The sequence below is a fragment of the Devosia aurantiaca genome, from assembly GCF_011058215.1.
GTDB lineage: Bacteria > Pseudomonadota > Alphaproteobacteria > Rhizobiales > Devosiaceae > Devosia > Devosia aurantiaca.
This window is the reverse complement of sequence record NZ_JAALFG010000002.1, coordinates 879492-893932: the sequence shown is the minus strand read 5'-3', so window position 1 is coordinate 893932 and position 14441 is coordinate 879492. Positions and strand designations below refer to the sequence as shown.

The following is a 14441-nucleotide window of genomic DNA, read 5'->3' as shown; positions in this document are numbered from 1 at the left end:
TCAACGGAGTGACAGGGTCAGCATGACCAAGACCATTCTGGAGATGCGCAGCATCACCAAGACCTTTCCCGGCGTAAAGGCGCTCTCGGACGTCAATCTGGACGTGCGCGAGGGCGAGATCCACGCCATCTGCGGCGAGAACGGCGCGGGAAAATCCACGCTGATGAAGGTGCTGAGCGGCGTTTATCCGCACGGCTCCTATGATGGGCAGATCTTTTACAACGGCGAAGAGCAGCATTTCCGCTCGATCCGCGACAGCGAGCACAAGGGCATCGTCATCATCCATCAGGAGTTGGCGCTGGTTCCCATGCTTTCGATTGCCGAAAACATCTTTTTGGGCAACGAGCAGGCCAAGAGCGGCGTGATCGACTGGGACGAGACCCGCGATGGCGCGCGCAAGCTCCTGCGCATGGTGGGGCTCTCCGAAGATCCCAATACGCTGGTTACCAATATCGGCGTCGGCAAGCAGCAGCTGGTAGAAATCGCCAAGGCGTTGTCCAAACAAGTGCAGCTGCTGATCCTCGACGAGCCGACCGCGTCGCTGTCTGAAAAGGACAGCCAGGCGCTGCTCGACCTGCTGCTCGAGTTCAAGAAGCAGGGCATTACCTCGATCATCATCAGCCATAAGCTGAACGAAATTGCCCGTGTCGCGGACCGCGTTACCGTCATCCGCGACGGCCGCGCCATCGAGACGATGGATACCGACCAGATCACCGAAGACCGCATCATCACGCTGATGGTGGGCCGTTCGCTCGACGATCGTTATCCCTCGCGCGTGCCGCAGATCGGGGAGACTATTCTTGAGGTCAAGAACTGGTCGGTGTTCCACCCGATGCACCGCGACCGGCAGATGATCAAGAACATCAACATCACCCTGCGCAAGGGCGAGGTTGTGGGCATTGCCGGGCTGATGGGCTCGGGACGCACCGAATTCGCGATGAGCCTTTTCGGCAAGTCCTATGGCCAGAAGATCACCGGCGAGGTGCTCATGCATGGCAAGAAGATCGATGTCTCGACCGTTGGCCACGCCATCGAGAACGGCATTGCCTACGCAACCGAAGACCGCAAGACCTATGGTCTGAACCTGATCGATCATATCAAGCACAATATTACGCTTGCCAATCTGCCCGGCGTCAGCCGGATGGGCGTGATCGATGACCTGACCGAGCTTGATGCGGCCAACGATTATCGCAAGCGCACCAATATCCGCTCGTCGAGCGTCTACCAGACGACGGGCAATCTTTCGGGTGGCAATCAGCAGAAGGTCGTTCTGTCCAAATGGCTATTCGCCAATCCTGACGTATTGATCCTCGACGAGCCGACCCGCGGCATCGACGTGGGTGCCAAGTACGAAATCTATACGATCATCAACGAACTTGCGGCTCAGGGTAAGGCTATCCTCGTCATTTCCTCGGAAATGCCGGAGCTGCTTGGCATCACCGACCGCCTCTATGTAATGAACGAAGGCCGCATCGTGGGCGAGATGCCCACCAGTGAGGCGAGCCAGGAGAAGATCATGCGCTCCATCGTGCGCGCTGAAGGAAAAGCATCATGACGACCGAAACTGCACCGACCGGCGCCATCACCGCCCCGGCCAAGGGCTCCGAAATGACCCTCATCGGCGCATTGCGCGCCAATATGCGCGATTATGGCCTGCTGCTGGCCCTGATCCTGATCATGATCTTCTTCCAGTATTTCACCAATGGGGTGCTCTTCAAGCCGGTGAACCTGACCAACATCATCCTGCAGAACAGCTACATCATCGTGATGGCGCTGGGCATGCTGCTGGTGATCGTCGCCGGCCATATCGACCTTTCGGTCGGCTCGGTCTCGGGCTTCGTGGGTGCTCTTGCCGCCATGCTCATGGTCGGCTGGCGTTTCCCGCCCGAATTTGCCTTCCTCGCCAATCCCTTCGTCGCCGGCGCCATTTGTCTCGTGGTCGGTGCAGCGATCGGCGCGGCGCAGGGCTGGTTGATCGCTTACTATCGCATTCCGGCGTTCATCGTGACGCTGGCCGGCATGTTGATCTTCAAAGGCCTGTCGCTCGCCATTCTCGCCGGCAAGTCGGTTGGTCCGTTCCCGGCTGAATTCCAGCTGCTGTCGGCTGGCTTCATCCCCGATGTGATCGGGCCGACCGTGCTTTCGCCGGCTGTGGCTGCGGTGCCTGCCAGCGACGGCGTCGCTGCTGTCGCTGCCGTCCCAGCCGTGACGCTCCACACCACGACCATGGTCATCGCCGTAATCGGCATCCTGGCCATGATCATCTTCTCGATGCGGACCCGCTCGCGCCGCAAGTCGCGTGGCTATGACGTCGAGCCGTTCAGCCTCTTCATCATCAAGAACGTCGTCATCACGGCGCTCGTCCTGTTCTTTGCCTATATGCTCGCGACCTATCGCGGCCTGCCCAACGTCCTTGTCGTGATGGGCGTCCTGGTCGCGTTCTTCGTCTTTCTGACCAAGCGCCTGACCTTTGGCCGCCGCATCTATGCGATCGGCGGCAACCTCAAGGCTGCCTCGCTTTCGGGTATCAAGACCGAGCGGGTGACCTTCTACATCTTTGCCATCATGGGTGCACTCGCGGCCCTTGCCGGCATGATCTATGCGGCCCGCCTCAACTCGGCGACGCCCAAGGCCGGCCAGGGTCTCGAACTCGACGTGATCGCGGCCGTCTTCATCGGCGGCGCTTCGGCGCTGGGCGGTGTCGGCCAGGTCGCGGGCGCCGTGATCGGCGCCTTTATCCTGGGCGTCATGAACAACGGCATGTCCATCATGGGCATCAACATCGACCTCCAGCAGATGATCAAGGGCGTGGTGCTGCTCGCCGCCGTGTTCTTCGACCTCTACAACAAGAACAAGTCGGCCTGATCAGTCGGGCTCTTCGAAACGAGGCCGCCGGGGAAACCTGGCGGCCTTTTTGTTTGCGCCAACGCCGTTGTGTAACTATGTAAGTTACATATATTGGAGTTGCGAATGACGTCCTTCAATCACATCGCCCACAGCTATGCCGAAGGTCCACCGAAGCAGGTGCCGGGGCTGGCGGGCCTACATCGGATGATGCGCCTTTTGCTTGAAGAGCGCGTGCCTGTGACTGGCCGCCTGCTGGTATTAGGCGCAGGCGGGGGAATGGAGCTCTCGGCCTTCGCCGAGGCGCAGCCCCAATGGCGCTTCGACGGGGTCGACCCATCGGCCAAAATGCTGGATGCCGCGCGAGAAGCGACCATGGCTTGGTCCGATCGCATCAGCCTCCACGAAGGCAAGATCGACATTGCGCCGGAGGGACCGTTCGATGGCGCGACCTGTCTCCTGGTCATGCACTTCCTGCCGCGCGACGAGCGGATACAAACCCTTCGTGAGCTGCAACGTCGGCTGACGCCAGGCGCGCCCCTTGTCTTGGCGCATATGAGCTACGATCAGGATGAGGACAGCCGCCAGCGCTGGTCGAAGCGCAACGCGGCCTTCAGCGCATCGAACGGCATGGACCCCGTAATGCTCGAAAACGGCCGACAGCGAATGCTCGAGATTTTGCCGATTGTTCCGCCGGACGACGACGTCGCTCTGCTGAAGGATGCCGGCTTCACCGGTATTGAACTCTTCTACGCCGCCTTTGGCTTTCGCGGCTGGGTGGGCTATGCCGGCTGACTACTCAGCCGGCTCTGGCTGCGCGTTGGCGGCGTCGAGTTCGCGTTCGAGCCGGGCTTCTTCTTCGACCTTGGGTGTCGAGAAGCGGGCGAGCAGCGTATAGGCGACCGGGGTCAAATAGAGCGTCGAGATGGCCGCGAAGCTGAGGCCGCCCACGATGACCCAGCCAAGCGCGGCACGGGCTTCGGCACCGGCGCCGGAGGCAAGGACCAGCGGCACGCCGCCCAGAATGGTGGCGATCATGGTCATCATCACCGGCCGGAGGCGAATGTTGGACGCTTCTTCGATGGCCTCGCTCACAGATCGGCCCTGGTCGCGCAGTTGGTTGGCAAATTCCACGATCAGGATGCCGTTCTTGGCCATGATGCCGACCACGAGAACGAGCCCGATTTGCGAGAAGATGTTGAGGCTGCCGCCGGTCAGGAGAATGGCATAGAGCCCTGCCGCCACGCCGAAGGGGACGGTAGTCATGACGATGATGGCGCTCCAGAAACTCTCGAACTGTGCGGCCAGCACCAGAAGGATGATGATCAGCGCAAAGCCGAAGGTCAGCAGCAGGGCATTGTTGGCGTCTCCCAGGGTCTTGGCCTCGGCCAACGGCAGGAGCGACGTGCCTTCGGGCAGGATAGGCGCCGCGATCTGCTGCAGCTGCGCATAGGCATCGCCCAGCGCCAGGCCTTCTTCAAGGCTTGCCGAAACGGTGACGGCGCGGCGCTGCTGTTCACGGCGCAGGGAAGGCGGCACGGCGGACTCGGCGATGGTGGCGATCGTCGACATCGGCACGTAGCGGCTATCGCCGGTGCGCACGAAGAGGGACTCAAGATCGCGGGGGTCGTTGATCGGGTTGGTGGTCGAGACCATCCGCACCGAATAGCTGGTGTCGTTGATGAAGATATTGCCGACATCGGCGCCGTCGATCATGGCCTGCATGGTGGTGGCGAGGCCATTGATGTCGATACCCAAGGCGTCGGCCTGAGCGCGATCAACGGTCAGGGTCAGCTGTGGCTGGGTGGTGTCGAAATTGACGCTGACGCGGCCAAAACGGCCGTCGGCTTCGAGCGCTTCGGCAATGGTGTCGGCGGTATCGGCCAGAACGTCATAGTCGGAACCGGCGACGGCGAACTGGAGGCCTGAGCCACCACCGCGAATGCCGAGGCTATTGCCCTGCCGCACCGAGGCGCGGACACCGGGAACCTGCGCCATGAGCGCGGTAATTTCGGTCGCGATTTCTTGCTGGCTGCGATCGCGCTGGTCCCAAGGGGCAAGGCTCAGGGTCATGTTGCCGCCATTGCCCCAGCCAGAGAGCACGAAAAGCGACGTGGCTTCGCCGCTATCGATATAGGGCTGCAGCATGGCTTCGACCTGACCAAGGCGGGTCCGCACGAAATCAAGGCTCACCGTGTTTGGGGCGGAAACGCCGACGTTGATGACGGACCGATCTTCGGGCGGGGTGATTTCCTGGCGCAAATCGCCGAAGACGAAATAGGCGGAGCCGGCAAACAGCACGGCGATCAGCAGCACGACCACCGGATTGCGCAGCGCAACGCCCAGCGTGACGCGATAAACGGCCCCGAAAGCGTGGCCGATGGCACCGAAGATGCTGCCGCGCTTGGGCTTGCCGGCATCGTCCTTCAAGAACCGTGACGCAATCATCGGGCCCATCGACAGGGCGACCACCGAGGAAAGCAGCACGGCGATGGCGAGGGTGAAACCGAACTCGCGGAAGAGCTGGCCGGTCTGCCCATCAAGGAAGGACAGGGGAATGAAGACGGCGGCGAGGGTCAAAGTCGTGGCGACCACGGCAAAGAACACTTCCTGCGTGCCGAGCACGGCGGCGGCCCGGGGCCGGCGCCCAGATGTTTGCGGCGAACGATGTTTTCGAGCACGACAATGGCGTCGTCGACGACGAGACCGGTGGCCAGAACCAGCGCCAGAAGGGTGATGATGTTGAGCGAAAAGCCCGCCGCATACATGCCGGCGACGGCGCCGAGCAGGGCAATGGGCATGGAAATGGCCGGCACGATGACGGCTCGCCAATCGAGCAGGAAGAGGTAGATGATGATGATGACGACGACCAGCGAGACGATCAGCGCCACCTCGACCTCGTGCAGTGCCCCTTCGATGAAAATGGCTTCGTCGCTGGAAATGACCACGTTGACGCCGGCAGGCAGCGTTTCGTTGAGGCTATCGACCGCTGAGTGAACGGCCTCGGAAATGGCGATGGTGTTCGATTGCGCCTGGCGCACGATGCCAAGGCCGATGCCGGGCTTGCCATCGGCGCGAATCGATCGAGGAGGTGCTGGCAGCGGCGTCGAAGACAACGGTGGCGACGTCACCCAGGAGGGTGCGGCCGTCGCCGACGGGCAGGCGCTCGAAATCGGCGGGCTCGGTGACTTCGGAAATGGCGCGGACGGAAATGTTCTGGTTCGGGCCGTTGATGGATCCTGCCGGGGCGTCGAGCGCTATTGTCGAAACGGCATTGCGGATATCGGCGACGGTGAGGCCGCGGCTCGCGAGTTTGACCGGATCGACGTCGATCTCGAAGCTTGAGGCGCGGGTGCCGTAGACCTGCACTTCCGCCACGCCCTCGATGGAGCCGAGCCGCTCTGTGACCACGCCTTCCACCACTTCGGTGAGTTCGGCGACGCTGACGGTGTCGGAGGTCACGGCGAGCTGAATGATGGCCTGGGCATCGCTGTCGGCCTTGAAGATCGTCGGCTCCTCAGCGCCGTCCGGCAGGCTGCGGGTGACGCGGCTGAGGGCGTCGCGCACGTCGGAGGTGGCGATGTCGAGATTAGTGGACTCGGAGAATTCGAGCGTGACGCGGCTCGACCCCACGGATGAACTCGAGGAGATTGCGGTGACACCCTGCACACGCGCAACGGCGCCTTCAACCGTGGCGGTGATCTCGCGATCGACGGTTTCGGCAGCCGCGCCGGGAAAGCTGGTGGAGATCGACAGCACCGGGCTTTCGACGCTGGGCAGTTCGCGCACTTCCACAGCAAGCAGGGCGGCTAGGCCGGCCACCATGATCAGGGCGTTGATGACGATCGCCATGACGGGGCGCCGCACGAACAGCGTCGCCAAGGTGCCGCCACGTTCGTTCTTGGTCGCGATCGACATGACGCTCTCCTAGCTCTGCGGGGCGGCGGGAGGACGCTGCCCGGCTTGCTGCGTCTCGCCGGCGCCCGGCCCATCGAGGACGGTAACGGCAGCACCCTCGCTCAACTGCAGGATGCCTTCGGTGATGATGGCGTCGCCCGGTTCGAGATCGGCGCGCACCAGAACGCCGTCGCTGTTGCGCTGAACAATCTCGGCCATGACGCGGGCGGCCTTGCCATCCTGGTAGGCCCAGACGTAGGAGCCTTCGGCCGACCACAGGAGGGCCAGGGGATTGACTGCCGGATACTGTTCGCCGGGGAAGGCGACGGAAACGGCAAAGCTCATGCCGGCGCGCAGCACCCCATCGGGATTGGGAATTTCGGCCTGCACCTGCATGGTGCGGCTGGCGGGATCGATGCGGTTGTCGATGGCCGCGATGTCGCCGGTAAAGCTCTGGCCAGGCAGCGCGACGGCGGCGACGTTGACCGAAATGCCGGTATTGAGCTGGCCGGCATAACGTTCCGGCACCCAGAAATCGATCTGGATGGTGGAGGTATCGTCCACCGTGGTGACCGCGGTCTGGGCTGGAACGTAGTTGCCGGGCGTGACCCGGATGAGGCCGACCTCACCTGCGATCGGGCTGGTTATCGTTCGGCGCTCCAGGGCCAATTCGGCATTGCGCAAAGCCAGTTGTGCATTGGCGTTGGCGAGTTCGGCGGCAGTGAGGGCGGTCGCGGCAACGAGGCTGCTGCTGGCAAGGCCGGAGGTGCGCTCGAGCGTCGCGGTGGCGTCTTCGGCAGCAAGGCGGGCCTGTTCGAACTCGATCTGCTCGGCCTCGGCTTCGAAGCGGGCGATGACATCGCCGGCCTCGACCGTCTGGCCCGGTCGTACCAGGACCTCGGCCAGGGTGCCGGCGGCTGGCGCCACGACGGTGACGGAGCGGGCAGGAGTGCCTTCGCCGATGGCGCTCAGCGTATCGTTGATGGTGGCCATCACGACTTCGGTGGTGACCACATTGTTGGCGCGAGCGCCGCCAAAGCGCTGGCCACCGGGGCCTCCCGGACCGCCGCCCGGTCCACCCGGAGCGCGTGCCGTCTCGGTCTCTGCGGCCGGTCCGAAGGGCAGGACGATCCCGGCCCGGGCCAGCGTTTCGGGCGCGCCGGGGACCAGGAAAAGCCAGGCCACACCGGCGGCAATCAGAATAAGGAGTGAGGCCAACAACTGCCGGATCAAGCCAAACCTCTGAGCAGATTAGAAAAGGTGCCGGAAGGCTAGCAGCGGTTGGTGGCTTCGCACACTTACAATGTCGTAATAAACGCCATCAGCTCTCGATTTCGGCATCGGGGTGGGCACCCCATTCGGTCCAGGAGCCATCATAGACGGCGACGTTTTTGGCGCCGGCCTGCTCTAGGGCAAGCGCAAGCGTCACCGCAGTGATGCCGGAGCCGCAGGAGGTGACGATCGGCTTGGTGAGGTCAACGCCGCGGTCGGCGAAAATGGTCCTAAGTTCCCCAGGCGACTTCAGTATTCCGCCTTCGCTCAGGACCCCGACGGGGACGTTGAGGCTATTGGGGATGTGGCCGCCCTTGAGGCCCGGACGGGGTTCGGGAACTTCGGCGTGGAAGCGGGGAGCCGGGCGCGCGTCCACGATCTGGCCCGAGCGGGTGCGGCTGGTTTCGGCGACGGCTTCAAAATGCGTTACCGCATCGGGATCGAAGTCGGAGTCGAAATCGACGCGCTCGCGCCTGACCAATCCGGCTTCGATGGGGCGGCGCTCGGCTCGCCATTTGGGGCCACCGCCTTCTAATATATAAACATTTTTCGCGCCAAAGGTACGGAAGGTCCACCAGACGCGAGGGGCGCTCTGCAGGCCGACTTCGTCATAGACGACGATGGTCATGGTCTCGGAGATGCCGAGCGCACCGACTGCGCGCTCGAAGTCTGCGGGGGCGGGGAGCATGTGGGGGAGGTCGGTGGTGGGATCGGCGATGCCGTCGATGTCGAAGAAGACCGCGCCGGGGATGTGGCCGTCGAGATATTCGGCCTGCGCATTGCGGCTGGCGGTGGGCATGTGCCAGGAGCCATCGACCACGACAACGTTGGGATTGCTGAGGTTTTCGGCAAGCCAGGCGGTGGTGACGAATGGATTGGTCATGCGATCCTCCTCAACTGCTCAGCCTTGGTAGGCCGCTATTGTGGAGGCCGCAAGGCACTAGTTGGGCAGGGCCAGAAGGTCGCGCGAGGCGATATGGACGGTGACCTGATCGCCGCGGGAGGGGGCGTCGACTGGTCGTTGAAGGTATCGATATGAACCGGTGTGCCGGCTAGGTCGACATTGAGGCGCACCACTGCGCCGAGGAAATTGACGTCCGTAATCGTCGCCGGGAGCGCAAAATCGGTGCCGCTTTTTGGTGTGAGGCTTAGCATTTCCGGCCGAAGTGCTAGCACACTGCTAGCGTTTGCCACTGCGCCCTGCGGAAAGAGGCCGGCCGGAAGCAGGTTGAGGTGGCCGACAAAAGTCGCCGCGAACCGACTGGTCGGCCGATTGTAGATTTCGTGCGGCGTGCCGAGCTGTTCGATGCCCCCGCATTCATGACGACGATGCGGTCGGAGATCGAGAGCGCTTCTTCCTGATCATGGGTGACGAAGACGGTGGTGATGCCGAGGTCCTGCTGGATGGCGCGGATCTCCTGGCGCAGCGAAACGCGAATCTTGGCGTCGAGCGCCGAAAGCGGCTCGTCGAGCAGGAGAAGTCGCGGCTTGGGGGCGATAGCGCGGGCAAGGGCGACGCGCTGCTGCTGGCCGCCGCTCATTTCGTAGGGGTAGCGCTTTTCGAAGCCGGGCAGGCCGATGAGCTTGAGCATTTCCTCGACTCGGGCCCGGCGCTGGTCGGCGGGCATGCCGGCGATCTTGAGACCGAAGGCGATGTTGTCGCCGACGGTGAGGTTGGGAAAGAGGGCATAGGCCTGGAAGACCATGCCGAGTTGGCGCTGGTTGGGCTTGAGCTGCGTGATGTCGCGGCCATCGACGCGGATGGCGCCAGAGGAGGGGCGTTCGAAGCCGGCGATCATCCGCAGGATCGTGGTCTTGCCGCAGCCGGAGGGGCCGAGCAGGGAGATGAACTCGCCCTTGTCGAACCCAAAGCTGGCGCCCTTGACCACCGTGTTGGTGCCAAAGGTTTTGACGAGGTTTTCGATTTCGAGAAAGGCGGCCATGTCAGTCGGTCCGGACGGAGGTGCGGGGGCAAAGCGGCCGAGCACGTTGATCATGCCCATGGCGCCCCAGGTAATGATGAAGGAGATGATGGCGAGCGCCGCCGGCTCGTAGGCGCGGTTGGTGCCAATGCCGACGAGGTAGGGGCCGAAGGCCGGGCGGTTGAGCAGCGAAGCGATGGTGAATTCGCCGATGACGATGGCGAAGGTCAAAAAGGCGCCGGAGAGGATGGCGACAAGGATATTGGGCAGGATGATCTGCCCGATGATCTGGAGCTGATTGGCGCCGGCGATTTGCGCGGCTTCGGTCAGGGTGCCGATGTCGATGGTACGCATGCCGTTGTCGACGGCGCGATACATGAAGGGCAAAGCGAGGGTCACATAGGCGCAGGTGAGCAGCACGTCGGTGCCTAGCACCGAGCCGGTGAAGGGCAGGAACGAGCTCGAGCCGTAGAGGCGGATATAGCCGTAGACCAGGACCAGTGCGGGGATGACCAGCGGCAAGAGCGTCACGAATTCCATGAACGGCCGGAGCCAGGGCATTCGCAGGCGGACGAAGTAGACCGCGGGCACGACCACCAGAATGCCGACGACGATGGTGAAGAGGCCGATGACGATCGAATAGCCAAAGCTTGCGGCAAACTGCGGGTCGCTAAATACCGAGGCATAGGCATCGAAGCTATATTCGCCGCGGCGCATGCGCAGCGAAAATTCAAAGGTGGCGATCAGCGGAATGATGAAATAGGCGGCGCCGAGGCCGAAGATGAGCCAGGCCCAGAATTTTTGGCCCCTCATTTCATCCACCTTTCGGCGCGGGCGGCGACCACGAGATAGATGATGTTGGCGATCGAGGTGACGACGATCATGCCGAGCGCCAGCGCGGCGCCGAGGCCGGGGTTCTGAAGGGCATCGCCGCGGATCTGGTTATAGAGCAGGACGGTGACGATGTTGAGGTTGGAGCCGGTCAGTGCCCAGGCTGTGGCAATGGCACCAAAGCCTGAGGCGAACAGCAGCGACAGCGTGCCGAGCACCGAGGGCCAGAGGATGGGCAGGCCGACATAGCGCCAGAACTGCCAGGTGGTGGCGCCCAGGGTCTGCGCGGCCTCGTTCCACTCTTTCTTAAGCCCGTCGACCGCTGGCGCGATGGTCAGCATCATCAGCGGGATCTGGAAATAGAGATAGGTGATGGTGAGGCCCCAAAAGGAAAAGAGGTTGAAGCCGGACCGGTAGATGTCGATGCCGAAGACGGTGCGCAGGATGATGGTCGCAAGCCCAAGGCGTCCGAGCGTGGCGATGAAGGCGAAGGCCAGGGGCACGCCGGCGAAGTTGGAGGCGACGCCGGAAAAGGTCATGACGGCGGAGCGTAGCGGGGAGGGAAGGCGGCCGCGAATGATGGCGAGCGTGATGGCAAGGCCGATCAGCGTGCCGAGGATGGCGGAGGTGCCCGCGACGCGGATCGAGATCCAGTAGGCGGAGAGGATTTGCGGGGAAAAGAGCCCGGCGATGTTGTCGAGGGTGAAGCTACCGGCGCGATCGGTGAAGGCGGCGGAGATGATGCCGAGCGTGGGCAGGAAGAGGAAGAGGACGGCGAAGAGGAGGAAGGGGGCGACGGCGAGGGCGTCCCAGGGGATGCTGCGTTTTGTTTTGGCTGTCGACATCTTGGGACTTCGTGATTGTTAAGAGGCCGACACACCCTTCCTACCTTCGCTAAGGTCCGTTGGACCTAAGCTGCGGTACCCTCCCCTCAAGGGGGAGGGTGGGAGTGGTGAGTGTGGTTAGGTAGCGGCCAGAACTGGATGGCGCTCCCTCCCCCTTGAGGGGGAGGGCTGGGGTGGGGGTGGTGCAGTGGCTCACTGATGGACCCCCACCCTCGGTCCCTCCCCTCAAGGGGGAGGGATGCACCAGACCTGGGTTCTAGCGGCTTACTGGACGCTGGCGCCGACGGTGGAATCCCAGCCGCCAGTGATGGTGGCCTTGTTGGCGTTCTGCTCTTCGATGGTGGGGAACACGGCCTTGGCGTAGTTGTCGGCGGCCGGCAGCTTTGCCATCAGGTCGGCGGGCAGGGTGCCGGCTTCGCTCATGGCGTTGAAGCGGATCGGGTGGCAGTAGCCTTCGAGCCAGCCGAGCTGACCTTCGTCGGAATAAAGGTATTCCATCCAGAGTTTTGCCGCGTTGGGGTGCGGGGCATGGGCCGAGATGGCCTGGACATAGACGCCGGCCACGACGCCATCGGCGGGAACAATGACGTCGATCGGCGGATTGCCGTTCATGTTGTCGCGCGCGGCGAGGAGATTGTAGTCCCAGTTGATGGCGATCGGGGTCGTGCCCTGGGCGATGGCGGCGGCTTCGGCGTCGACGGGGACGAAATTGCCCTTGTCGTTGAGCGCCTTGAAGAATTCGAGGCCAGCCTGTGCTGCACCAGCCTGGTCGCCTGCGGCAAGACCGGCGGCATAGACCGACATGATGGCGTTGTTGGCCGTGCGCGGGTCACCGGCCAAAGCGACAGAATTGGCGAACTCGTCCTTCTGCAGATCGGCCCAGGAATCGGGGTTCTCGCCGGTCACGATGTCCTTGTTGATGCCGAAGGCGAGGACGCCGTAATAGTCGCCATACCAGAAGCCGTCGGCATCCTTGGCATCGTCGGGGATTTCGTCCCAGGTCGAGACCTTATAGGCCTGCAGCAGGCCTTCGTCCTTGGCCTGGGGGCCGAAGGCGAGACCGATATCGAGCACGTCGGGCGCCTGCGGGCCACTATTGCCGATATTGGCGCGAACGGCTTCAAGCTCGTCGGCCGAACCGGCATCGGGGTTCAGTTCATTGACGGTGATGCCGGGATACTTGGCCTTGAAACCCTCGATCACGCCACCATAGTTGCACCAGGAGTGGGGCAGGGCGATTGTGGTGAGCTGGCCTTCTGCCTTGGCGGCTTCATAGAGCGCGTCGAGGTCGGCCTGGGCGAATGCGGGGGCAGAAAGGCTCAACACGCTCAGAAGCGAGACCGAAGCGGTGAGCGCGGACTTGAAGGTCATGGTTATGACTCCCTGATGACGTTCGCCTCAGGTCTTGGTGCCGGGCGAATGGCGAGGGAGTATTGCGGCTGCGTGACGGGTAGATGAAGCTGCTGTGACAGCGGGATGACGAAGCGTTTCAGAGAAAGTCACCCCCTCCCACCTACGCTAAGCCGTTGGCTAAGCTTCGGTGCCCTCCCCTCTGAGGGGGAGGGTGGGTGCGGTGGATATTCGAACTCGGTGCCCACCTTCCCCCTCAGAGTGGAAGGCAAGCAGAGCTTGGCGAGGAACGAGCCTAGCGGCGCTCGGAAGGGGGTGTCGTCCTATTCACGAACCCTGGTCGAGCTTTCGCGCAGCACCAGTTCCACGGGCCATAGCTCGTGCACTTCTTCGAGGGGCTTGCCGGCAAGCACTTGGGTAATCAGGTCTGCGATCCTGGCGCCCGCCTGGCGGATGGGGGATCGCGTGGTCGACATGGTGGGGTACATGTTGTCGGCATTGAGATAGGGAAAGACGTCGTCGTGGGCGATCATCGAGACGTCGGTGCCCAGTTCGAGGCCGGCCTGGCGGATGGCGCGGAAAACGCCAAGCGCCGTCATCATCGAACCGGCGAGAAAGGCGGTCGGCGCAGGGCGCCGGGCGAGCATGGCTTGCGCCGTGCGAAAGGCGGCTTCGTCCGTGAACACACCGTTGGCCATGAGGCCACGGTCCGGCGTGAGCCCGCGGTCGGCGAAAGCGGCGCAATAGCCCTGTTCGCGATGTTCGGCGAAGGTTTGCCCTCTTAGACCGTTCAGCAGGGCGATGCGGCGGTGACCAAGATCGAGAAGATGCGAGGTGGCGCGTTCGAGGGCGCCGGCATTGTCGATATCGAGCCAGGCGACCGGATGGCCGATCTCGGTGCGGCCATGAAGCACGAAGGGAATCTTGAGCTCGAGCAGCAGTTCGGCGCGTTCATCGCGTGTCGTCGGCGAATGAAGGATAACCGCGTCGACCTTCTGGCTCGCCGCCAGACGGCGATAGGCGGCGAGTTCTTCGGCATGGCTGGCAACCGTCGCGACCAGCACGTCGATCTCCTGCGCGGCCATGTGCGAGCCGACGCCGGACAAAAACTCCGACATGTGCGGACCCAGCTCATCGGCGCCGCGCAGCACGAGGCCGATGGCGCCGGCCCGGCCGGTGGCCAGGCGCAGGGCGCTGGCATTGGGGCGATAGCCGAGCGCGTCGGCTGCATCGGAGACGCGGCGGCGCGTGGCTTCGTTGACTTCCGGATAGCCGTTCAGCGCCCGGGACACAGTGGTTTGCGACAGGCCGAGATGCTCGGCGAGATCTTTCAGTCTCATGCGCGTTTTGGTTCTGGCGGCGCGTCGAGCAGGAAGGTGGAACCTCCTTTACGCTTCAACATTGCCGTCAAAACAGGCGGCTCCCCCTATTGCGGGTCGAGCGCGCTCCCTCCTCCATTTGCGGCATTCAAAGCGATTTC

General features: G+C 63.1%; 8 protein-coding genes and 3 pseudogenes. 3 read left to right on the top strand and 8 right to left on the bottom strand.

Annotation, left to right across the window (positions count from 1 at the left end; genetic code table 11):
• Positions 1-22 precede the first annotated feature (22 nt).
• The 3 genes from mmsA (at position 23) to G5575_RS12165 (ending at position 3639) form a co-directional block, all read left to right on the top strand.
• Complete coding sequence (gene mmsA / locus G5575_RS12175) at positions 23-1555, top strand: multiple monosaccharide ABC transporter ATP-binding protein (protein WP_164534532.1); 1533 nt, start codon at positions 23-25, stop codon at positions 1553-1555.
• A 53-nt stretch (positions 1556-1608) separates the two neighbouring features.
• Entirely contained in the window at positions 1609-2865 is a 1257-nt protein-coding gene (mmsB, locus tag G5575_RS12170; protein ID WP_233280652.1) for a multiple monosaccharide ABC transporter permease, read from the top strand.
• Between the two features lie 105 nt (positions 2866-2970).
• Positions 2971-3639, top strand: coding sequence for a class I SAM-dependent methyltransferase (locus G5575_RS12165; protein ID WP_164534530.1), 669 nt, complete (start codon positions 2971-2973; stop codon positions 3637-3639).
• Here the strand turns inward: G5575_RS12165 and G5575_RS12160 are convergent.
• The 8 genes and pseudogenes from G5575_RS12160 to G5575_RS12125 all read right to left on the bottom strand — a co-directional run bounded on the left by G5575_RS12160 (position 3640) and on the right by G5575_RS12125 (position 14301).
• Positions 3640-6762, bottom strand: a pseudogene (locus G5575_RS12160) (efflux RND transporter permease subunit).
• Between the two features lie 9 nt (positions 6763-6771).
• Entirely contained in the window at positions 6772-7974 is a 1203-nt protein-coding gene (locus G5575_RS12155) for an efflux RND transporter periplasmic adaptor subunit (protein WP_164534529.1), read from the bottom strand.
• 88 nt (positions 7975-8062) lie between these two features.
• On the bottom strand, positions 8063-8896 hold the full coding sequence (gene sseA, locus G5575_RS12150; RefSeq protein ID WP_164534528.1) for a 3-mercaptopyruvate sulfurtransferase: 834 nt from the start codon (positions 8894-8896) through the stop codon (positions 8063-8065).
• Positions 8897-8953: 57 nt separating this feature from the next.
• Positions 8954-9956, bottom strand: a pseudogene (locus G5575_RS12145) (ABC transporter ATP-binding protein).
• A gap of 6 nt (positions 9957-9962) precedes the next feature.
• A pseudogene (locus tag G5575_RS12140) lies at positions 9963-10748 on the bottom strand (ABC transporter permease); the annotation flags it as partial.
• A complete protein-coding gene (locus G5575_RS12135; protein ID WP_164534527.1) occupies positions 10745-11611 on the bottom strand; it encodes an ABC transporter permease in 867 nt (288 codons plus the stop codon). The gene G5575_RS12135 and the pseudogene G5575_RS12140, both read right to left, overlap by 4 nt.
• Before the next feature lie 264 nt (positions 11612-11875).
• Positions 11876-12982 carry an ABC transporter substrate-binding protein gene (locus G5575_RS12130; protein WP_164534526.1) on the bottom strand — a complete coding sequence of 369 codons (1107 nt, stop codon included), beginning with the start codon at positions 12980-12982 and terminating at the stop codon, positions 11876-11878.
• Between the two features lie 302 nt (positions 12983-13284).
• Positions 13285-14301, bottom strand: coding sequence for a substrate-binding domain-containing protein (locus G5575_RS12125; protein ID WP_164534525.1), 1017 nt, complete (start codon positions 14299-14301; stop codon positions 13285-13287).
• Positions 14302-14441: the final 140 nt, after the last annotated feature.